The sequence below is a fragment of the Lentzea sp. NPDC102401 genome (assembly GCF_044765805.1).
Lineage (GTDB): Bacteria > Actinomycetota > Actinomycetes > Mycobacteriales > Pseudonocardiaceae > Lentzea > Lentzea sokolovensis.
In genome coordinates this window covers 400,533-420,802 of sequence record NZ_JBIWKS010000001.1, presented here as the reverse complement: position 1 = coordinate 420,802, position 20,270 = coordinate 400,533, and the positions used below count along the sequence as shown (strand labels likewise).

21 protein-coding genes are annotated in these 20,270 nt (G+C 68.7%); 10 read left to right on the top strand and 11 right to left on the bottom strand.

What is annotated here, in order from left to right:
- The first annotated feature begins 9 nt into the window (after positions 1-9).
- Positions 10-606 (top strand): TetR/AcrR family transcriptional regulator, encoded by a 597-nt coding sequence (locus ACIRG5_RS02025; protein WP_402898735.1) that lies wholly within the window; start codon positions 10-12, stop codon positions 604-606.
- Between the two features lie 24 nt (positions 607-630).
- Positions 631-1,761 (top strand): acetyl-CoA C-acetyltransferase, encoded by a 1,131-nt coding sequence (locus ACIRG5_RS02020; protein ID WP_402898732.1) that lies wholly within the window; start codon positions 631-633, stop codon positions 1,759-1,761.
- On the opposite strand, the gene ACIRG5_RS02015 is transcribed toward ACIRG5_RS02020, so the two are convergent.
- Genes ACIRG5_RS02015 through ACIRG5_RS02000 form a run of 4 tightly spaced genes read right to left on the bottom strand, consistent with a single transcriptional unit; the run spans position 1,745 to position 5,040 of the window.
- Positions 1,745-2,794 (bottom strand): NAD(P)H-dependent flavin oxidoreductase, encoded by a 1,050-nt coding sequence (locus ACIRG5_RS02015; protein ID WP_402898731.1) that lies wholly within the window; start codon positions 2,792-2,794, stop codon positions 1,745-1,747. The genes ACIRG5_RS02020 and ACIRG5_RS02015 overlap by 17 nt on opposite strands.
- A complete protein-coding gene (locus tag ACIRG5_RS02010; RefSeq protein WP_402898728.1) occupies positions 2,791-3,504 on the bottom strand; it encodes a CoA-transferase subunit beta in 714 nt (237 codons plus the stop codon). Before ACIRG5_RS02010 ends, ACIRG5_RS02015 begins: the two co-directional genes overlap by 4 nt.
- A complete protein-coding gene (locus ACIRG5_RS02005; RefSeq protein WP_402898726.1) occupies positions 3,501-4,298 on the bottom strand; it encodes a CoA transferase subunit A in 798 nt (265 codons plus the stop codon). The genes ACIRG5_RS02010 and ACIRG5_RS02005 overlap by 4 nt, the downstream gene beginning before the upstream one ends.
- Positions 4,273-5,040 (bottom strand): enoyl-CoA hydratase family protein, encoded by a 768-nt coding sequence (locus tag ACIRG5_RS02000; RefSeq protein ID WP_402898724.1) that lies wholly within the window; start codon positions 5,038-5,040, stop codon positions 4,273-4,275. The genes ACIRG5_RS02005 and ACIRG5_RS02000 overlap by 26 nt, the downstream gene beginning before the upstream one ends.
- A gap of 63 nt (positions 5,041-5,103) precedes the next feature.
- On the opposite strand from ACIRG5_RS02000, the gene ACIRG5_RS01995 reads away from it, so the two are divergent.
- The 3 genes from ACIRG5_RS01995 to ACIRG5_RS01985 are packed head-to-tail and all read left to right on the top strand — an operon-like array spanning position 5,104 to position 7,671.
- On the top strand, positions 5,104-5,865 hold the full coding sequence (locus ACIRG5_RS01995) for an SDR family oxidoreductase (RefSeq protein ID WP_402898722.1): 762 nt from the start codon (positions 5,104-5,106) through the stop codon (positions 5,863-5,865).
- Positions 5,862-6,716 carry an SDR family oxidoreductase gene (locus tag ACIRG5_RS01990; protein ID WP_402898719.1) on the top strand — a complete coding sequence of 285 codons (855 nt, stop codon included), beginning with the start codon at positions 5,862-5,864 and terminating at the stop codon, positions 6,714-6,716. Before ACIRG5_RS01995 ends, ACIRG5_RS01990 begins: the two co-directional genes overlap by 4 nt.
- A gap of 10 nt (positions 6,717-6,726) precedes the next feature.
- On the top strand, positions 6,727-7,671 hold the full coding sequence (locus ACIRG5_RS01985; protein ID WP_402898716.1) for a hypothetical protein: 945 nt from the start codon (positions 6,727-6,729) through the stop codon (positions 7,669-7,671).
- On the opposite strand, the gene ACIRG5_RS01980 is transcribed toward ACIRG5_RS01985, so the two are convergent.
- Positions 7,655-8,782, bottom strand: coding sequence for a steroid 3-ketoacyl-CoA thiolase (locus tag ACIRG5_RS01980; protein WP_402898713.1), 1,128 nt, complete (start codon positions 8,780-8,782; stop codon positions 7,655-7,657). The genes ACIRG5_RS01985 and ACIRG5_RS01980 overlap by 17 nt on opposite strands.
- A 128-nt stretch (positions 8,783-8,910) precedes the next feature.
- On the opposite strand from ACIRG5_RS01980, the gene ACIRG5_RS01975 reads away from it, so the two are divergent.
- Positions 8,911-10,137, top strand: a complete 1,227-nt coding sequence (locus tag ACIRG5_RS01975) for a cytochrome P450 (RefSeq protein ID WP_402898710.1) — start codon at positions 8,911-8,913, stop codon at positions 10,135-10,137.
- Between the two features lie 65 nt (positions 10,138-10,202).
- Here the strand turns inward: ACIRG5_RS01975 and ACIRG5_RS01970 are convergent, their stop codons facing one another.
- From ACIRG5_RS01970 to ACIRG5_RS01950, 5 genes are read right to left on the bottom strand one after another with little or no spacing between them, the layout of a single operon-like run.
- Positions 10,203-10,643 carry a nuclear transport factor 2 family protein gene (locus ACIRG5_RS01970; RefSeq protein ID WP_402898707.1) on the bottom strand — a complete coding sequence of 147 codons (441 nt, stop codon included), beginning with the start codon at positions 10,641-10,643 and terminating at the stop codon, positions 10,203-10,205.
- Entirely contained in the window at positions 10,640-11,500 is an 861-nt protein-coding gene (locus ACIRG5_RS01965; RefSeq protein WP_402898706.1) for a TIGR03619 family F420-dependent LLM class oxidoreductase, read from the bottom strand. Before ACIRG5_RS01965 ends, ACIRG5_RS01970 begins: the two co-directional genes overlap by 4 nt.
- The gene (locus tag ACIRG5_RS01960; protein ID WP_402898702.1) at positions 11,497-12,639 is read right to left on the bottom strand and encodes a thiolase domain-containing protein; all 1,143 of its coding nucleotides are present in this window, start codon (positions 12,637-12,639) and stop codon (positions 11,497-11,499) included. Before ACIRG5_RS01960 ends, ACIRG5_RS01965 begins: the two co-directional genes overlap by 4 nt.
- Positions 12,640-13,695 carry a thiolase domain-containing protein gene (locus tag ACIRG5_RS01955; protein ID WP_402898699.1) on the bottom strand — a complete coding sequence of 352 codons (1,056 nt, stop codon included), beginning with the start codon at positions 13,693-13,695 and terminating at the stop codon, positions 12,640-12,642.
- A 7-nt stretch (positions 13,696-13,702) separates the two neighbouring features.
- A complete protein-coding gene (locus ACIRG5_RS01950; RefSeq protein ID WP_402898696.1) occupies positions 13,703-14,647 on the bottom strand; it encodes a Zn-ribbon domain-containing OB-fold protein in 945 nt (314 codons plus the stop codon).
- A 45-nt stretch (positions 14,648-14,692) separates the two neighbouring features.
- On the opposite strand from ACIRG5_RS01950, the gene ACIRG5_RS01945 reads away from it, so the two are divergent.
- From ACIRG5_RS01945 to kstD, 4 genes are read left to right on the top strand one after another with little or no spacing between them, the layout of a single operon-like run.
- A complete protein-coding gene (locus ACIRG5_RS01945; protein ID WP_402898693.1) occupies positions 14,693-15,721 on the top strand; it encodes an LLM class F420-dependent oxidoreductase in 1,029 nt (342 codons plus the stop codon).
- A gap of 25 nt (positions 15,722-15,746) precedes the next feature.
- The gene (locus ACIRG5_RS01940) at positions 15,747-17,279 is read left to right on the top strand and encodes an acyl-CoA synthetase (protein ID WP_402898690.1); all 1,533 of its coding nucleotides are present in this window, start codon (positions 15,747-15,749) and stop codon (positions 17,277-17,279) included.
- Positions 17,272-17,724 carry a pyridoxamine 5'-phosphate oxidase family protein gene (locus ACIRG5_RS01935; protein WP_402898688.1) on the top strand — a complete coding sequence of 151 codons (453 nt, stop codon included), beginning with the start codon at positions 17,272-17,274 and terminating at the stop codon, positions 17,722-17,724. Before ACIRG5_RS01940 ends, ACIRG5_RS01935 begins: the two co-directional genes overlap by 8 nt.
- Positions 17,721-19,427, top strand: coding sequence for a 3-oxosteroid 1-dehydrogenase (gene kstD, locus ACIRG5_RS01930; RefSeq protein ID WP_402898685.1), 1,707 nt, complete (start codon positions 17,721-17,723; stop codon positions 19,425-19,427). Before ACIRG5_RS01935 ends, kstD begins: the two co-directional genes overlap by 4 nt.
- 100 nt (positions 19,428-19,527) lie before the next feature.
- Here kstD and ACIRG5_RS01925 read toward each other — a convergent pair whose 3' ends face one another.
- On the bottom strand, positions 19,528-20,250 hold the full coding sequence (locus ACIRG5_RS01925) for an HAD family hydrolase (RefSeq protein ID WP_402898682.1): 723 nt from the start codon (positions 20,248-20,250) through the stop codon (positions 19,528-19,530).
- Between the last annotated feature and the right edge of the window lie 20 nt (positions 20,251-20,270).

Here is a 20,270-nt window from a genome sequence, read left to right as displayed (position 1 = left end):
GAACGACCGATGAGTAGCCGGAGGGCCGAGCTGCTGGAGCTCGCCGCGAAGATGTTCGCCGAGCGTGGGTACGGGCAGACCACGGTCAGGGACATCGCGGACGCGGCGGGCATCCTGTCCGGCAGCCTCTACCACCACTTCGACTCGAAGGAGTCGATGGTGGACGAGATCCTGCGGACCTTCCTGGACGAGCTGTTCACGCGGTACCGGGAGATCGTCGAGGCCGGTCTCGGCCCGAAGCAGACGCTGAAAGCGCTGGTCGTGGCGTCGTTCGAGGCGATCGACACCCGGCACGCCGCGGTCGCGATCTACCAGAACGAGTCCAAGCACCTGATGGGGCTGGAACGGTTCTCCTACGTGGACGATCGCAGCGTGGAGTTCCGCAAGCTGTGGACGGTGCTGCTGGAGGAGGGCATGAGCGCGGGCGTGTTCCGCGCCGACCTCGACGTTGACGTGGCGTACCGGTTCATCCGCGACACGGTGTGGGTGGCCGTGCGGTGGTACCGGCCGGACGGTGGCATGGGAGCGGACCAGGTCGCGGACCAGTACCTGGCGATCCTGCTCGACGGCATCGCCACGGGCCGCAGGAAGAACTCCAAGACGTAGCGAAGCCGTAGAAGGAGGGCCCTCGTGGCCGAGGCGTACATCATCGAGGCTGTGCGGACTCCGGCGGGTAGGCGTGGCGGCGAACTGAGCCACGTGCACCCCGCCGATCTCGGCGCGCACGTGATCACGGCGCTGCTCAACCGCGTCGACGTCGACCCGACGGACGTGGACGACGTGATCTTCGGATGCGTGGACGCGGTCGGCCCGCAGGCGGGTGACATCGCGCGGACGTCCTGGCTGGCGGCGGGATTCCCGGAGCAGGTGCCGGGCGTGACGGTCGACCGGCAGTGCGGGTCGAGCCAGCAGGCGCTGCACTTCGCGGCGCAGGCGGTGATGTCCGGAACGGCCGACGTCGTGGTCGCGGGCGGCGTGCAGAACATGTCGCAGGTGCCGATCGGGTCGGCCATGACCGTCAGTCCGTTCGAGGGGTGCGAGGGCTGGCGGCACCGCTACGGCGACGAGGAGGTCAACCAGTTCCGGGCGGCCGACCTGATCGCCGTGCGCTGGGACCTGTCGCGCCGCGAGATGGAGGAGTTCGCGCTGCAGAGCCATCTCCGTGCGATCACGGCGATCAAGGAAGGCCGGTTCGACCGCGAGATCGCGCCGGTCAACGGGGTCGCGGCCGACGAGTGCCCGCGCACGGACACGAGCGTCGAGAAGATGGCGGCGCTGCAACCGTTGCGGCCTGGGGGCAGGACGACGGCGGCGTTGTCGTCGCAGATCTCCGACGGCGCCTCGGCGGTGCTGGTCGTCTCGGAACAGGCGGCGCGCGAGTACAGGCTGAAGCCTCGGGCTCGGGTGCACCACATGTCGGCGCGCGGTTCGGACCCGATCTACATGCTGACCGCGCCGATCCGGGCCACCCGGTACGCGCTGGAGCGGGCCGGGATGTCCATTTCGGACATCGACCTGTTCGAGATCAACGAGGCGTTCGCGTCGGTGGCGCTGGCCTGGGCCAAGGAGCTCAAGATCGACCTCGGGAAGGTCAACGTCAACGGGGGAGCGCTCGCGCTGGGCCACCCGATCGGCGCGACCGGCACCAAGCTGTTCACGACGTTGCTGCACGAGTTGGAGCGGACGGGTGGCCGGTTCGGGCTGCAGACGATGTGCGAGGGCGGCGGTCAGGCGAACGTGACGATCATCGAACGGCTCTGAGCCGGTCGATCGCAGCCTCGGCGTCCTTGACGATGGTCTCGATCAGTTCGGCGCACGTCGGCAGGTCGCCCAGCAGTCCGGCGACCTGGCCGGACGCGAGCACGCCCGCGTCGGTCCTGCCCTCGACCAGGCCGGCGCGCAGCAGCATCGGCGTGTTCGCTGCCATGATCACCTGTGACCAGGTGAGGTCCTTGCCGTGCCTCATGGCCAGGCCCTCCTGGATCATCGCGCGCCAGCTCAGCCCCGTGTGCCGGCGGAACCTGGCCGCGTTGGTGACGGCCCGCGCCAGGCTGCTGAGCCTGCCGGACTTTTCGAGATGCTCGACGAGATCCGACCGCAGGACGCGGTGCGGCAGGCCGTCGACGCGGGTCGTCACGACCGTGCCGTTGAGATCCCGTTGCAGGTAGGCCTGTTTCACCGCGTCCGGGACCGTGCTCTCCCGGGTGAGCAGGAACCTGGTGCCCATCGCGATGCCCGCCGCGCCGTACGCGAGCGCCGCCGCGAGGCCTCGGCCGTCGAAGAAGCCACCGGCCGCGATCACCGGGATGTCGACGGCGTCCAGCACGCTGGGGAGCAGCAGGGTCGTGGCGACGCCGCCGGTGTGGCCGCCGCCCTCGCCACCCTGGACGATCACCGCGTGGGCGCCCCACTTCGCGACCTTCTCCGCGTGCCTCGCCGCCCCGATCGACGGGATCACGACGACCCCGGCGTCGTTCAGCTTCGCGATCATGTCCGGTTTCGGTGCCAGCGCGAAGGAAGCGACCTTCACCTGTTCGCGGATCAGCAGGTCGATCCGCTCCGGCGCGTCGGAGGCGTCCGCCCGCAGGTTCACGCCGAACGGCGCGGACGTGCGGGACCGGGTCTCCTTGATGGCGGCTTCCAGCTCCGGGTAGGTCATGGTCGCCGAGGCGAGGATGCCGAGCCCGCCTGCTTCGGCGGTCGCGGAGACCAGGCGCGGTCCCGCGACCCAGCCCATGCCGGTCTGCACGACCGGGTGCCGGACGCCGACCAGGTCGGTGAGCGCGGTTCTCACTGCGGGACTTCCCTGTCGCGCTTGCTGCCCGGATCGAGCCTGGTCCTGATCAGGTCGAGTTCCTCGTCGGTCGGGAGCCGGGTCTCGGTGACGTCCTGAGCGATGAGCTGGAACGACGTCTGCTTCTGGACCTCGTCCACTGACACACCGGGGTGCACGGAGACGATGCGCATCGAGTGGTCCGGGGTGTCGAAGTCGAGCACGGCGAGGTTCGTGACGACGCGGTGGATGTCGTGGAACGGCCCGACGGCGCGGTCGTAGCCGACGCCCGAGACCACGTCCACGGCCTCGACCAGCACGCGCGGACTGTGCCGCGGCACCCAGTAGCTGGTGCGGTGGTTGACGGTGTTGCCGGGCGCGCCGCGGAACCCGAGCAGCTGCCGGGTGGGCTTGGCGTGGTCGCCGATCGCGGAGATGTTCTGGTTGCCGAACCTGTCGACCTGGTTCGCGCCCATCACGACGTGCCGGCGGCCGTGCGCGACGACGTCGAACACCTTCCGGTACGGCAGCCATCCCTCCACAGTGGACTCGGGCGTGAGCAGGAACGCCTCACCGTCGCTCAGCAGCAGGTCCGGTTCGGTGGTGAGGCGGGCGAGTTTGGCGCCGAGAGACGGGATGAGGCCCATCGGGCTGGCCAGCGTCTCCCCGGCTCCGAGGAACAGGTCGGCGCAGGCCGCCACGCAGACTTCGGCTCGCGTGATGTCGCTCATCCGAGGAACCTCTCGTAGAACTCCGGCCACTTCTCCAGGTCGGAGGCCGCTTCGGCATAGGAACGCTGAAGCGCTTCGTCGCGCGGATAGTCGGGGACGCAGCTCGTGAACCCCGCCCCACCCGGTGCTTCCACCACGCCGTCGACCATCATCCGGTTGAGCAGCAACGTCTGTGGCGGTCCGTCGAACGTCTCCACGATCTGCTCGCACGAGACGTAACGCCGGTCCGCGGCCAGGCAGAACAGGTCGTCGAAGTACGGGTCCGGCCCGAGGTACTGCGCGTTGCCGTGCTTGTCCGCGCGGTTGAGGTGCACCAACGCGACGTCGAGCTTCAACGCCGGCATCGCGACCAGTTCTTCGCCGTCGTCGTAGGGCGACCGCACGGTCCTGAGTTCCGGCGCGTACTTCAGCACGTCCGAGCCAAGACCGGCCCTGATCGGCAGGAACGGCAACCGGTGCCCGGCAGCCCGAAGCCCGGTCTGGAACATGCCCTCGTCCAGCTCCAGCACCTCGATCGCGGCGGTCTCGCGCGCCCGCTTGAACCACGGGTCGTACGGGATCGAGTCGAGCGAGACGAAGCCGTAGACGAGCTTGCGGACCTTGCCCGCCGCGCACAGCAACCCGGCGTCCGCACCGCCGTACGTGACGACCGTCAGATCCTTGACGCCGGACCGCAGCAGCGCTTTGACCAGGGTCATCGGCTTTCGCCGCGAGCCCCAGCCGCCGATGCCGACGGTCATCCCGTCCTTGATCTCGCCGACGACCTCGTCAGCTGTCATTCGCTTGTCGCGCATGGTTTCCGTCCAGGAAGGCCTGCCGGGCGTGGTCGGACACGCCGGTGAGGTTCAGTTCGAAGGTGAAGCCCTGCTCGAAGCGGTAGCTCTGGTGCACGCGCTGCGGGTCGATGCCGTTGATGGCCTCCTTGGCCGCGCGGATCACCGCCGTGTCCTTCTTGGCGATCTCCTTGGCGATCTCGCGCGCCGCGTCGTCGAGTTGTGCGCGCGGCACGACCTCGACGACGCTGCCGTGATGGTGCAGCGTTTGCGCGCTGACGTTGCGGGCCGTGTAGTAGAGCGTGCGCATCAGATGCTGCGGAACGAGCCTGGCCAGGTGCGTGGCCGCGCCGAGCGCGCCCCGGTCGACCTCGGGCAGCCCGAACGTGGCGTCGTCGGACGCGACGATGATGTCCGCGTTGCCGACCAGCCCGACGCCTCCGCCGAGGCAGAACCCGTTCACCGCGGCGATCACCGGCACCTCGCAGTCGTACACGGCCGCGAAAGCCTTGGCGCACCCCCGATTGGCCGCGACGAGCGCGTTGTAGCCCTCGGCGCGCTGGATCTCCTTGAGGTCGACGCCCGCGCAGAAGCCGCGGTTCTCCGCCCTGAGGATCACCACGCGGGCATCTGGATCTTCGCCCGCGGCCGTGATGGCCCTGGCCAGCTCGAACCAGCCCTGCGACGGGATGGCGTTCACCGGGGGATAGTCGACGGTGACCTCGATGATGCCGTTTTCGGTGTGGCTGCTGGAGATTCCCATGGAGCCGCCTTCCGAACCAAGCGATTGCTTGGTAACTTAGCAGTGCCGAAGCGACCGGGGTAGGTGCTGGTGGAACTGGACCTCGACGGAGCAGTCGTCCTCGTGACGGGCGGCGTGCGGGGTGTCGGTCTGGGCATCACCCGTGCGTTCCTCTCGGCCGGGGCTGTCGTCGTGACGTGTGCTCGGCGTCCATCGGAGGTGGATGGAGCGTCTTTCGTGTCGTGCGATGTGCGGGACGCGGAGCAGGTGGCTGCCTTGGTGTCCGGGATCGTCGCCGAACACGGCAGGCTCGACGTCGTGGTCAACAACGCGGGTGGGGCGCCGTTCGCGTTGGCGGACAGGGCCTCGCCCCGGTTCCACTCCAAGATCGTCGAGTTGAACCTGCTGGCGCCGTTGCTGGTGTCTCAAGCTGCCAATGAGGTCATGCAGAAGCAGGACTCCGGCGGGTCCATCGTGAACGTGAGCAGCGTCAGCGGACGGCGTCCGTCGCCCGGAACCGCCGCTTACGGCGCCGCGAAGGCCGGGCTCGACAACCTGACCTCGTCACTGGCCGTCGAGTGGGCGCCGAAGGTACGGGTCAACGCGTTGGCCGTGGGCATGGTGCGCACAGAACAGTCGCATCTGCACTACGGCTCCGAGGCGGGGATCGAGGCCGTGGCGCGGACCGTGCCGTTGGGGCGTCTCGCGTCGCCGGACGAGATCGGCGCGTGCGCGGTGTTCCTGGCTTCACCGCTGGCGTCCTACGTCAGCGGCGCGACCTTGGTCGTGCACGGCGGGGGAGAGACACCCGCGTTCCTGACCGCTGCCGATGGGGGCTCTTCATGAACCGGGTTGTGATCGTGACAGGGGCCGGGCGGGGCATCGGCCGTGCCCACGCGCTGGCGTTCGGTGCGGCGGGGGCTCGGGTCGTGGTGAACGACCTGTCCGCGGCGGTCGCGAGCGAGGTGGCGGAGCTGATCGGGCCACGGGCCGTCGTCAACACCGACGACGTCGGCACCTGGGCAGGTGCGCAACGGGTGGTCGACACCGCGGTGTCGGAGTTCGGCGGACTGGACGTGCTCGTCAACAACGCCGGCATCGTGCGCGACCGCATGATCGTGAGCTGCGGCGAGGACGAGTGGGACGAGGTCGTCCGCGTTCATCTGAAGGGCCACTTCGCGACGCTGCACCACGCCGCCGCGCACTGGCGTGCCGTGCACAAGGCAGGCGGTGCGGTGTCCGGCCGGGTGATCAACACGTCGTCCGGTGCGGGGATCTTCGGCAGCGTCGGGCAGGCGAACTACTCGGCGGCCAAGGCGGGCATCGCGTCGATGACGCTGGTCGCGGCCGCCGAACTGGCCCGGTACGGCATCACGGTCAACGCGATCGCTCCGGCCGCCCGCACGCGGATGACCGAGGCGACGTTCGCGGACACGATGGCGGCGCCGGAGGACGGGTTCGACGCGATGGCCCCGGAGAACGTCTCGCCGCTGGTCGTGTGGCTCGGCAGTGAGGAGGCCGGGGACGTGACCGGCCGGATGTTCGAGGTCGACGGCGGACGTGTCTGCGTCGTGCACGGGTGGCAGCGCGGACCGGAGATCGACAAGGGCGAGCGCTGGTCTCCCGAGGAACTGGGGAGTGTCGTCCGCAAGCTGGTCGCCGACGACCACCCGACGCCGGTCTACGGAGCCGAGTAACTTCGATCGTGTGACCCGTCTGGACTCCTACAGGACCGTCTCGGCCGCGTTGGCGCTGCTCAGCGACCGCGAACTCGGTGACCTGGTAGACGCCGCCGAGCCGAGAGGGGCGGGAATCGGCGGGCCGACGGCGTTGGTGTACGTCGGCGGGATCCCGGTCTTCGTGAAGCGGCTGCCGCTGACCGACCTGGAGCTGCGGCACGCCGGATCGACGGCGAACCTCTACGACCTGCCCGTGCACGCCCACTACGGCGTCGGCTTGATCGGGTCGGCGGGCTTCGGCGCCTGGCGTGAGCTGGCCGTGCACACCATGACGACGGACTGGGTGCTGGCGGGCGAGCACGAGGGCTTCTCGCTGACGTACCACTGGCGGGTCCTGCCGCACCCAGGCCAGACGTTGTCCGCGGAACTTGATCAGGCAGTCGACTACTGGGGACCGGAGGTGGGTCCCCGCATCGAGGCGCTGAAGAAGTCGACTGCGAGCATCGCGCTGTTCCTGGAGTACGTCCCGCAGAACCTGCACGACTGGCTGAACACCCAGGACGACCTAGAAAGCGCTTGCGAGATGGTCGAACGGGAGATGGCGACCGGGGTGGAGTTCATGAACTCCCGCGGCCTGCTGCACTTCGACGGCCACTTCCAGAACGTCCTGACCGACGGCGAACGCCTGTACTTCGCCGACTACGGCCTCGCGATCTCCTCCCGGTTCGACCTGTCCGAGGAGGAGACCGCGTTCTTCGCCGAGAACCGGGACTACGACCGTTTCTACACGGTCACGCACCTGGTGATGTGGTTCGCGTACCAGCTGCGCTCACAGGGAGTTCCGCCACGGGTCGCGGCGATCCTCCACCGCCACAACGACGTCGCAGCGGTGATGAAGGACTTCTACCGCCGGTTCCAGCACGAGAGCCGGCGGACCCCTTACCCGGCAGCAGACCTCAGATCCGCTCGATGATCGTGCCGGTGGCCATGGCACCGCCCGCGCACATCGTGATCAACGCCGTCGAAGCGTCCCTGCGCTCCAACTCGTGCAACGCCGTGGTGATCAGCCGGGTGCCGCTGCTGCCCACGGGGTGACCGATCGCGATCGCGCCGCCGTTGACGTTGACCCGGTCCAGGTTCGGCCGGTGCACCGCCGCCCACGACAACACGACGGACGCGAACGCCTCGTTGACCTCGAACAGGTCGATGTCCGCCATCTTCATGCCGCTGCGCTTCAGCAACCGCGCGGTGGCGTCGACCGGTCCGTCCAGGTGGTAGTACGGGTCCGACCCGACCAGGCACTGCGTGACGATCCGAGCGCGCGGCTTGAGCCCGTGCGCCCGTGCGAACTCCTCGTCCACGACCATCACAGCGGACGCGCCGTCCGAGATCTGCGACGAGGTCCCGGCGGTGTGCACGCCGTCCGGCACGACGGGTTTCAACGCCGCCAACGCCTCCAGACTGGTTTCGCGGAGGCCCTGGTCGGTGTCCACGAGGTCCTCGCCGACCTTCACCGGCACCACCTCGGCGGTGAACCGGCCCGCCGCCCACGCCGCCCGCGCCCGGTTCTGCGACTGGACACCGAACCGGTCGACCTCCTCGCGCCCGATCCCGCGCCGTTCCGCCACCCGTTCCGCGGCGACGAACTGGTTGGGCAGGTCGATGGTCCACGAGTCGGGCCGCGGCATGCCGGTGTCGCCGATGTTGCTGCGCAACGGCACCCGGCTCATGGCCTCGACCCCGCACGCGATGCCGGCGTCGATGGCGCCCGCCGCGATGAGACCCGCGATGAGGTGCGTGGACTGCTGCGCCGAGCCGCACTGGGCGTCGACGGTGGTGCAGCCGGTGGTGTGCGGCAGGCCCGCGTGCAGCCAGGCCGTCCTGGTGATGTTGTTCGACTGCTCGCCCGCCTGGGTGACGGTGCCGCCGATGACCTGTTCGACAGTGGACGGATCGAGACCCGTCCTGTCAAGAAGACCTCGTTGTGCCGCACCGAGGAGCTCGGCGGCGTGCAGGCCGGACAACCAGCCGTTCCGCCTGCCGATGGGCGTGCGCACCGCTCCCACGATCACCGGACTGCCCACGCGAGCCTCCTAGGCCTGGAGAACTAGAACACGTTCCTGTGTTGCTCCAGATTGGCCGTCTGGGGCCTTCAATACAAGCCGCAAGCGTGTTTGAATCGGATAGAACGCGTTCCACCTAGGAGGTGCCTGTGAGCAAGCCGCGCATCCCGGAAGGCTTCGACTTCACCGACCCCGACATGTACGCGAGCCGGCTGCCGTTCGAGGAGTTCGCCGAACTGCGCCAGACCGCGCCGATCTGGTGGAACTCCAAGCCGCTGGGCAAGGGCGGGTTCCCCGACGAGGGCTTCTGGGTGGTGACGAAGCACCACGACGTCAAGGAGGTCTCGCGCAACAGCGACCTGTTCTCCAGCCGTGAGAACACGGCGATCATCCGGTTCAAGGACGACATGCCGCGCGACAACATCGAGATGCAGCGGCTGCTCCTGCTGAACATGGACCCGCCGACGCACACGAAGCAGCGTGCGATCGTCTCGCGTGGGTTCACGCCTCGGGCGGTGAACAGCCTGCGTGACGCGTTGACCGAACGCGCCGAGCGGATCGTGGCGGAGGCGCTGGACAAGGGCACCGGCGACTTCGTCTCGGACGTCGCCTGTGAGCTGCCGTTGCAGGCCATCGCGGAGCTGATCGGCATCCCGCAGGACGACCGCCGCAAGATCTTCGACTGGTCCAACCAGATGATCGCCTACGACGACCCCGAGTTCGAGATCGAGCCGCTCACCGCCGCCACTGAACTGCTCGGCTACTCGTGGACGATGGCTGAGGATCGGCGGAAGTGCCCACGTGAGGACATCGTCACCAAGCTCGTCCAGGCGGACGTGGACGGCGCTGGGCTCGCGTCGGAGGAGTTCGGGTTCTTCGTGCTCTTGCTCGCCGTGGCCGGAAACGAAACCACGCGCAACGCCATCACGCACGGCATGAAGGCGTTGCTCGACCACCCCGAGCAGTGGGAGCTGTACAAGGACTCCAGGCCGGCCACCACCGGCGACGAGATCGTCCGGTGGGCCACGCCGGTGGTGTCGTTCCAGCGCACCGCGATGGCCGACACCGAACTGAGTGGCGTGGAGATCAAGCAGGGCCAGCGGATCGGGATGTTCTACTCGTCGGCCAACTTCGACGAGGAGGTCTTCGAGGCGCCCGAGAAGTTCGACATCCTCCGCGACCCCAACCCGCACCTCGGGTTCGGCGGCAGCGGCGCGCACTTCTGCATCGGCGCGAACCTCGCCCGGCTGGAGATCGACCTGATCTTCAACGCGATCGCGGACGCCATGCCGAACATCAAGCAGGTCGCGGAGCCGCGCCGCCTGCGGTCCGGCTGGCTCAACGGGATCAAGGAGTTCCGAGTCCAGTACTCCTAGCTGTCAAGGCGTCTGCAAGTACCGCCAACTCAGAGTTGGTAGTACTTGCAGACGCCTCTTCAACGTCAGGGTTCGACGCGGAGCGTCGCGAGGGCGCGTTCGGTCTCCCAGAACGCCCGCATCGACTTGATCAGCCCGTCCTCGCCCACGTTGTAGACGAACACGCCTTCGGTGTCGACGCGCGCACCGCCGGGCAGGAACGCGCTGATCGTGCCCACGTTCGCGCACTCCGAGCCCGCCGCGAACGAGTCGTGCATCGCGAACTCGAAGCGTTCGACGTTCGCGATCGCGAGGTCCCAGAAGGCCGCGATCGCCTCCTTGCCGTGGTGGCCCTTGCCCTCGGCGTCGAACATCGACGGACCCACCGGGTCCTCGACCACCGCGTCCTCGGCGAACAGCGCCAGCCAGTCTTCTTTGAGACCGCTCGACACGGCCTCCATGGAACGCCACGAGGCCAAACGGGCGGGGGTTTCGGTCTTGGACGCCGTCCAGGTCACTGCGGTCACGCGAACTCTCCGATCACCTCGTCGGCGAAGCGCCGAAGTCCGTCCTTCTTGGCCTGCAGGCTGCCGTCGAAGCCGACGCCGTAGAACAGCCACGGCACGACGATCGTGTCGGTCACGCCGATCTCGTCGAGCTGCTTGTAGCCGTCGAGTCCGAACCGGTCGATGCACACGGCCTGGATTTCGAACGGCCGCTCGAAGCAGCCGAGGTCGGTGAGCTGGGCGATCACCGACTTGAGCTCCTCGAACTTGATCATCGCCGACGTCCAGCCGTCACCGACGCGGGCGGCGCGTTTCAACGCGGCGGCGGAGTGGCCGCCGACGTAGAACGGCACCGGCGACGTTGGTGCCGGCGACATCTGCAGCCGGTCGAAGTCGAAGTAGTCGCCGTGGTACTCGACCATTCCGCCGCCGAGCACCAGCTTGAGGACGTCGATCATCTCGTCCACGCGCGGGCCGCGGTTCTTGTACGGCACACCGCACCACTCGAACTCCTCCGGCGACCAGCCGAGGCCGACGCCGAACCCGAAGCGGTTGCCGGTCATGTGCGCGACCGAGCCGACCTGGCGGGCGAGCAGCAACGGGTTGCGGGAGCCCAGTTTCAGCACCTGCGTGTAGAAGTTGATCCTGGACGTCACGGCGCCCATCGCGGCGGCGGCGACGAACGGGTCCACCCACGGCGTTTCGGCGTTCCACATGCGGGAGCCGTCCGGGGTGTACGGGTAGTCCGCGGAGACCTTCTCCGAGAAGAACAGGGAGTCCGGCAGCGCGATCGAGGCGTAGCCGCACTCCTCGGCGCACTGGGCCAGCTCGGTCAGCTGGTCGAGCGGGCTCATGGCGATACCGACGGTGAACTTCACGGCCTCTCCGATCCTACGACCCACATGGCGAAGAACTGCGAACCACCGCCGTACGCGTGGCCCAGCGCGACCCGCGCGCCGTCGACCTGATGGTCTCCCGCGGTGCCCATGACCTGCATGGCCGCTTCGGCGAAGCGCAGCAGACCGGAGGCGCCGATCGGGTTGGACGAGAGCACGCCGCCGCTGGGGTTCACCGGCAGGCGGCCGCCGATCTCGGTCTCGCCGGCCTCGGTGAGCTTCCAGCCCTGGCCGATGTCGGTGAAGCCGAGGTTCTCGAGCCACATCGGCTCGAACCACGAGAACGGCACGTAGATCTCGGCGGCGTCCACTTCGGACAGCGGGTCGGTGATGCCAGCCTGCTTCCACAACGCCCTCGCGGCGTCCTGGCCCGCCTGAGGGTTGACCTGGTCGCGTCCGGCGAACGTCGTCGGCTCGGTGCGCATCGCGGTCGCGCGGATCCAGGCGGCCTGGCCCGACGTGGGTTCCGCGCTGATCACCACCGCACAGGCGCCGTCCGAGGAGGGACACGTTTCGTCGTAACGGATCGGGTCCCACAACATGGTGGAGGCCTGCACCGACTCGACGGTGATGTCCGGTTGTTTGAGGTGCGCGTAGGGGTTCTTGGCGCCGTTGCGCCGATCCTTGGCGGCGACCATCGCGCCGATGTGCTCGGGAGCGCTGGCTCGGCGGATGTAGGAACGCACGTGCGGCGCGAAGTAGCCGCCCGCGCCCGCGTGCACGGGCATCGTGAACGGCGTCGGCACGGACAGCGCCCACATCGCGTTCGACTCGGACTGCTTCTCGAACGCCACGGCCAACACGCGGTTGTGCACGCCGGACTGGACGAGCGAGGCCGCCACGTTACCCGTGCTGCCGCCGACCGAACCGGCGGTGTGCACGCGCAGCAACGGTTTCCCGACCGCGCCCAGGGCGTCGGCGAGGAACAGTTCGGGCATCATCACGCCCTCGAACAGGTCCGGTGCCTTGCCGAGGACCACGGCGTCGATGTCGGACCAGTCCACACCGGCGTCGGCCATCGCGCGGTCGATCGCCTCACGGCACAGGCCCGCCATCGACACGTCGAGGCGCTTCGCGGCGTGGTGCGTCTGGCCGACGCCGACCACTGCTGCCGGTCGCATCTACTCCCGCCCTTCCATCACGCAGACGAGGTTCTGTTGGAGGAGCGGTCCACTGGTGGCGTGCCCGAGGACCTTGGTCGCCGAGCCGTCGTGGATCCTGCGGGCGGCCTCACCGATGCGCGCCAGCCCGGCCGCGAACATAGGATTGCCCGCCAGCACTCCGCCGGACGGGTTCACGGTCACGTCGTCGCCGAGCCCGAGTGCCTGGCGCAGCAGGATTTCCTGGTGGGTGAACGGCGCGTGCAGCTCGGCCACCTGGACACCGTCGGTGCCCGCTGCCTTGCCCGCCGCTACCGCTGAAGGAGAAGTCGTGAGGTCGCGCGTGCCGAACGACGGTGAGTCGACCCGGTGTTCGAAGCCGGTGATCCACGCTGGACGTTCGCACAGTTCTCGTGCACGATCTCCGGCAGCCAGCACGATCGTGGCCGCGCCGTCGGTGATCGGCGCGCAGTCGTGACGGCGCAACGGATCCGTGACGTAAGGCGAGTTCAGCAACTCGTCGGCGTCGACCGTGCCGGACAGTTGGGCAAGCGGGTTCGAGAGGGCGGCGGAACGGCTCTGCGCGGCCACGGCGGCCATCGCGCGTTCGTCCCACAGCCCGTTCTCGATGCCCATGCGCGCCTGAATCCCGGCCAGGCCGAGCGAATCCGGCCACAGCGGCGTCACGAGGTAGGGGTCGAGCTGCATGGCCATGACCCGCCGCAGCTGGCCGGCCGACGACTTGCCGAAGCCGTAGACGAGGGCGGTGTCGATCTCGCCGCAGAGCAGCTTCACCCATGCCTCGTACAGGGCCCAGGCCGCGTCCATCTCGACGTGCGACTCGGCGATCGGCGGGAAGGCGCCGATCGCGTCGACCGCGGAGACGAACGAGAACGCGCGCCCGGCCAGGTAGTCCGAGGAACCGGAGCACCAGAACCCGATGTCGGTCTTGGTGATCCCGAGCCCGCCGAGCACCTCGTGGAAGATCGGCACCAGCATCTCGACACCGTTGGTGGTGCCGTCGGTCTCGCGCACGCAGGGCGTCTGCGCGAAGCCGACTACCGCAATGTCACGCACGCGAGCCTCACAGGTGCTGGGAGTAGGAGTCGAACGGCGCGTCCGGCTCGCCGGACGGCTTGAAGTGGTCGATGTTCTGCATCGTCGGGCCCCACTCCTCGCGCGGCTTCCAGACCGCCTCCACGCGCATGCCCATCCGCACGTCCTCCGGTGCGACGCCGAGCAGCAGGTGCAGGAACGGGATGTCCGCGCCGTCGAGCAGCACGTACGCCGAGACGTACGGCGGTGGGATGCGCTGGCCGAGGAACGGCACGTTGACCACGCAGTAAGTGGTGATGGTGCCGCGGTCGGACAGCTCGATCTGGTCCGTCGTCGGCACGCCGTCCACGGGGCAGGCGGGGCGCGGCGGGAAGTAGACCTTCTCGCACACCGGGCAGCGCTGGGCGATCAGCCTGCCTTCCATGAGACCGCGCAGGAACGGGTCCTCCGTCGGCGACGCCGAGTGCGTGTAGTGCAGGTTCACCGGTGTCGTGACCATCGTGACGGCCTCGGCGTCGGCGGGTGGGTCGGCGGGCTCGTCGGAGATCTCGAAGCACTCGATGTCGGTGATCGCGCCGACGCGTTCGCCACGCCACCTCGCGCGCACGCGTTTTCCGGTCGCCATCTGGTCCGGCGAACCCGCGTCGACGGCGTGCAGCAACGAGGTGTCCGCGCCGTCGAGTTGGATCAACGCCCACGCGAACGGCCGGTCGAGCGGCTGTCCTTCGAGGGGTTCGGGAATCCACGACCACCCGCGCACGACACCGGTCGCCGTCACGTCCACGAACTCATGGAGGCGTTCGGCGGTCACGGGGTCGTACTCGAGCGGCGGGACGTGCACACGCCCGTCACTGCCGCGGATCCCGGTCACCCTGCGGCGGCGGAGATCCGAGAGGAACCGGCCCAGCGTCGGGCCGAGCGAGCGCGTGTAGTCGAAGCCAACGTCGAGCGGAGCACTCAGCGGCCGAGTCACAGATCAAAGTGAAACAGGTTCTCGAAATGGTGGCAAGATGGGTGCATGAAGCTCGGTCTGCAGCTCGGGTACTGGGGCGCCGGTCCGCCCCAGAACGCCGCCGAACTCGTGGCGGCGGCGGAGGAATTCGGCTTCGACGCGGTGTTCGCCGCCGAGGCGTGGGGGTCGGACGCGTTCACCCCGTTGGCGTGGTGGGGATCCGGGACTTCGCGGGTGCGGCTCGGCACGTCCGTCGTGCAGATGTCGGCGCGCACACCCGCCGCCTGCGCGATGCACGCGCTGACCCTGGACCACCTCTCCGGTGGCCGGTTCGTGCTCGGGCTGGGCGTGTCCGGGCCGCAGGTCGTGGAGGGCTGGTACGGGCGGCCGTTCGCGAAACCCCTGGCCAGGACCAGGGAGTACGTGTCGATCCTGCGTCAGGTGATGGCCCGCGAGGCGCCGGTGCGCAACGACGGCCCGCACTACCCGTTGCCCTATCAGGGGCCGGGCGCTTTGGGACTCGGCAAGCCGTTGAAGCCCATCACCCACCCGCTGCGCGCTGACCTGCCCATCTGGCTCGGTGCTGAGGGTCCGAAGAACGTCGCGCTGACGTCCGAGATCGCGGACGGGTGGCTCGCCATATACTACGCGCCAAGGCTTGCCGGCATGTACGACGAATGGCTCGACGAGGGGTTCGCCAAGTCAGGGCGTAGTAGGGAGAACTTCGAGGTCGCGGCCACCTGCCAGGTCGTCGTGACGGATGATCCGGCCTCGGTGCGCGCCATGCTGAAGCCGTTCGTCGCTTTGTACATCGGCGGAATGGGTGCGCCGGGGATGAACTTCCACGCCGAGGTGTTCACCCGCATGGGATACGGCGAGGTCGTCGAGGACGTCGGCAAGCTCTTCCAGGCGGGCCGCAAGGACGAGGCCGCGCAGGTGGTTCCGGACGAGCTGGTGGCCGAGATCAGCATCGTCGGCAACGCCGAGCACGTGCGCGACGAGGTTCGCCGGTGGGAGAAGGCGGGCGTCACGACGCTGCTCGTCGGCTGCCGCGACGTTGCCTCGATCAAGGCGTTGTCGGAGGCTTGTCAGTAGGTGAAACGCGTTCTACTTTGAGGGTGTGGTCACAGGACTCTGGAACATCGCTGCCGATCAGCCGGACCTGACCGCGCTGGTCGATCCGAGTGGTCGAGAGATCACCTACTCGGAGCTCGCGGACTCCGCGAACCGCTACGGACGCGGGTTCCGGGCCCTGGGGCTCGAACCCGGCGACAGCATCGTGCTGATGCTGCCCAACAGCGCCGACCTGGTGTCGGTGTACTTCGCCGCCTTCCAGACCGGCCTCTACGTCGTGATGGCCAACTGGCACCTGACCGGGGCCGAGGTCGCGTACCTCGTGCAGGACAGCGGAGCCAAGGCTTTCGTTGCCCACGAACGGTTCGCGGCCGCCGCCGCGGAGGCCTCGGCCAGCCTGCCCGCCAACGCGCGGTTCGCGGTCGGGGACATCCCGGACTTCGATCCGCTGGCGAAGCTCGGCGCCGGGGAGGAAGGTCGTCCCGAGGGGCGCACCACCGGGTCGCCGATGCTCTACACCTCCGGCACGACCGGCCGGCCCAAGGGCGTGCGCAGGCCGTTGACCGGCGCCGACCCCGACGTCGTGCCGCCGTCCGCGCCCTGGTTCTTCGGCATCTTCGGGATCAAGCCGCACGACGGCCACGTGCACCTCTGTGGATCTCCGCTCTACCACACGGCCGTGCTGAACTTCGTGACCATCTCGATCCAGCTCGGCCACACCGCGGTGCTCATGGACCACTGGGCACCCGAGGACATGCTGCGGCTGATCGAACGGCACAAGGTCACCCACAGCCACATGGTGCCGACCCAGTTCCACCGGCTCCTGGCGCTGCCGGACGACGTCAAAGCCAAGTACGACATGGGTTCGCTGCGCGCGATGATCCACGGCGCGGCACCGTGCCCCCTGGAGGTCAAGCGCCGCATGCTCGACTGGTGGGGGCCGGTCGTGATCGAGTACTACGCGGCCACCGAGGGCGGCGGCACGGCGATCACCGCTCAGGAATGGCTGCGCAAACCGGGTTCCGTCGGGCTGCCGTGGCCGACGTCCGAGATCAAGATCCTGGGTGAGGACGGCACCGAGCTGCCGGTGGGCGAACAGGGCCTGGTCTACATGCGGATGGGCGACGCGACCTTCGAGTACCACAAGGACGCGGAGAAGACCCGTGCCGCGCGGGTGGGCAGGCTGTTCACGTTGCAGGACATCGGGTATCTCGATGAGGACGGCTACCTGTTCCTGTGCGACCGCAAGAACGACATGATCATCTCCGGTGGCGTGAACATCTACCCTGCCGAGATCGAGGGTGAGCTCATCTGCCACCCCAAGGTCGCGGACGTCGCCGTGTTCGGTGTGCCGCATCCGGACTGGGGCGAGGCGATCAAGGCCGTCGTGCAGCCTGCCGATGGCGTCGAGGCTTCGGACGCTCTGACCGAGGAACTGCTGGAGTTCGCGCGCACCCGTCTCGCGAAGTTCAAGCTGCCGCGTACTGTCGAGTACCTCGCTGAGCTACCGCGGGATCCGAACGGCAAGCTGTACAAGCGAAAGCTGCGCAGCCAAGAAGGAAGTTCAGGCAGTGCGTGACGCGATCAAGATGTCGGCCGAAGAGGTCGAGGCGTTTCTGGGTGAGCAGAAGACGTTGATCGTCGCCACCATCGGCCGCAACGGGCTGCCGCACCTCGCGCCGATGTGGTTCGCGTGGGTGGACGGCGAACTCGTGTTCTGCACCGACCGCAAGTCGCAGAAGATCGTGAACCTGCAACGGGATCCGCGCTGCAGCGTGCTGGCCGAGGCGGGGGAGACCTACGACCAGTTGCGCGGCGTGCACATGGAGGGCGTCACCGAGTTCACCGAGCTCGGCCCAGTAGTGGACGCCGTGGTGGCGCGCAACTTCGGCGAGGTCGGCGATGATCCCGATGCTCGTGAAGCGTTGCGCAAGGCGATGTCCCGGCGCGCCGCCGTGATCTTCCGTCCGACCAAGACCGCCAGCTGGGACCACCGGAAGACGATGTCTGGAGTGACCCCATGAACCTGAACCGCCGTCAGGTGCTCGCCGGAGCCGGTCTCGCGCTGGCCTCAGGACTGGTGAAGCCGTCATCGGCCTCCGCGGACCTCGGCGAGTTCGACGTCGTGGTCGTCGGCGCGGGTGCGGCCGGCATGACCGCCGCGCTCACCGCCGCCAAACGCGGCCTGAGTTGCGTGGTCGTGGAGAAGGCACCGACCTACGGCGGTTCGGCCGCCCGGTCCGGTGCCGGCATCTGGATCCCCAACAACGAGGTCATCCTCGCGGCCGGCATCCCGGACACGCCCGCGAAGGCCGCGCAGTACATGGCGGCGGTCGTCGGGGACATCCCGCTGGTGCGGCAGCAGGCCTACCTGTCGCACGGGCCGCAGATGATCTCGTTCGTCATGCGCAACAGCCCGCTGCGCTTCCGGCACATGGACGGCTACAGCGACTACTACCCGGAATACCCCGGTGGCATCGCGAAGGGCCGCTCGATCGAACCCGAGATGATCGACGGCCGGATCCTCGGCGCCGAACTCGCGAACCTGAACGCGCCCTACCTCGCCACCCCGGCGGGCATGGTCATCTACGGCGCCGACTACAAGTGGCTGGCGCTGGCCCTGGTCAACGCGAAGGGTGCGGCGACGGCCGCGGCGGCGCTGGCTCGTGGTACGGCCGCCGCGCTGGCGGGCCAGAAGCCGTTGACCATGGGCCAGGCGCTGGCCGGTGGTCTGCGAGCGGGCCTGATGCAGGCGAACGTCCCGGTGTGGCTCAACACCGGCCTCCAGGACCTGCTCGTGGAGAACGGCGCCGTCAAGGGGGTGCTGACCTCGCGGGGCGTCGTACGCGCACGACGCGGCGTGATCATGGGCTCCGGCGGCTTCGAGCACAACGCGGCGATGCGCGCCCAGTACCAACGCCAGCCGATCGGTACACAGTGGACTGTCGGCGCGAAGGAGAACACCGGCGACGGTCACCGCGCGGGCCAACGGGCAGGCGCGGCGCTCGACCTGATGGACGACGCCTGGTGGGGACCGGCCATCCCGACGCCGGGCTCCCCGTACTTCTGTCTCGCCGAACGCACGCTCCCCGGCGGCCTGATGATCAACGCGGCGGGTAAGCGCTTCGTCAACGAGGCCGCGCCCTACAGCGACGTCGTGCACGTCATGTACGACAAGAACCCCGCCGATCCGTGCATCCCGGCCTGGCTGGTCGTGGACCAGAACTACCGCAACAGGTACCTGTTCGCCGACGTGGCCCCGACCCTGCCGCTGCCCGACGGCTGGTACCAGTCCGGTGCCGTGGTGAAGAACTGGTCTCTGGACGGCCTGGCTTCGGCCATCGGCGTGCCGGGCGCGAACCTGAAGTCGACCGTCAGCCGGTTCAACGGCCAGGCCATGACCGGCCGCGACCCCGACTTCAAACGTGGCGACAGTGCCTACGACCACTACTACACGGACCCCGCGGTCTTCCCGAACTCGTGCCTCGCGCCGCTGTGGGCGCCGCCGTTCTACGCCTTCAAGATCGTGCCCGGCGACCTCGGCACGAAGGGCGGCCTGGTCACAGACGCGCGAGCCCGCGTGCTGCGGCCGGACGGTTCGGTGATTGCAGGGCTGTACGCGGCGGGCAACGTCAGCTCGGCCGTGATGGGCCACAGCTATGCCGGGGCGGGGTCGACGATCGGGCCCGCCATGACGTTCGGGTACATCGCGGCCAACGACGTCTAGTTGCGTGGCCCAGAACGTCGCCGGGCGAATTCGCGGTCAGACGCGCCGCGAGGTGCCCTGCTGAGCGTGAATTACCCAGCCGATGTTCTGGGTCATGCCACTAGGAACAGCGGCAAAGTGCGGGCACGTCCACGAACCGCACCTCGTCGGTGATCTGCACGAAAGGCCAGCCACCGGTCTCCGCGAGCAGGAGATCGGTGGTCGTGCTGTCGCCCGCGACGAGACACACGGTCCGGCCGTCCGTCAGAGCGGTGCGGACGGCCGCCGTGAACTCGGCGGTGCCCTTCGGATGCCCGACCTCGCCCGAGACGAACACGCGCTCGAACCGGTCTGCCAGCCCGGACAGTTGTATCTTCGCGCGCTGGAGCGACCGGCAGCCGTCCGTGGCGAGCCACAGTTCGTGGCGTTCGCGCAGCGAGTCCAATGCGGACTCCACGCCGGGGAACGGCCGCACCAAAGCCCTGCGCAGCCTGCGGAACGCCAGTGCGGCCCGTGCGGCGTCGGCGGTGCTTCCCAGGTCGTCCAGGGCGAGCCGCCACGCTCGCACGTCGTTGCCGACCAGCGCCTGAACGGTCTCGCTCGGCATCGGCAGTTCGTGGAAGTCCGCCCAGAGCGCCTCCCAGGACGCGACCCGTTCGACTTCGCGATGGGTGACGCGCCTGTGGTCGCGCCATTCCCGGCGGGCGGCGGCGAGCACCGTGTCGACGGCCTGCTCGGTCGCGGCGATCGCGAGCTCGTCCAGCACGGCGGCGATGGCGGCACGCGCCGCGGCGCCGTCCGGGATCAGGCAGTCGTCGAGGTCGACGATGACGACAGGTCTCACGGATCCGATGCTAACGACCT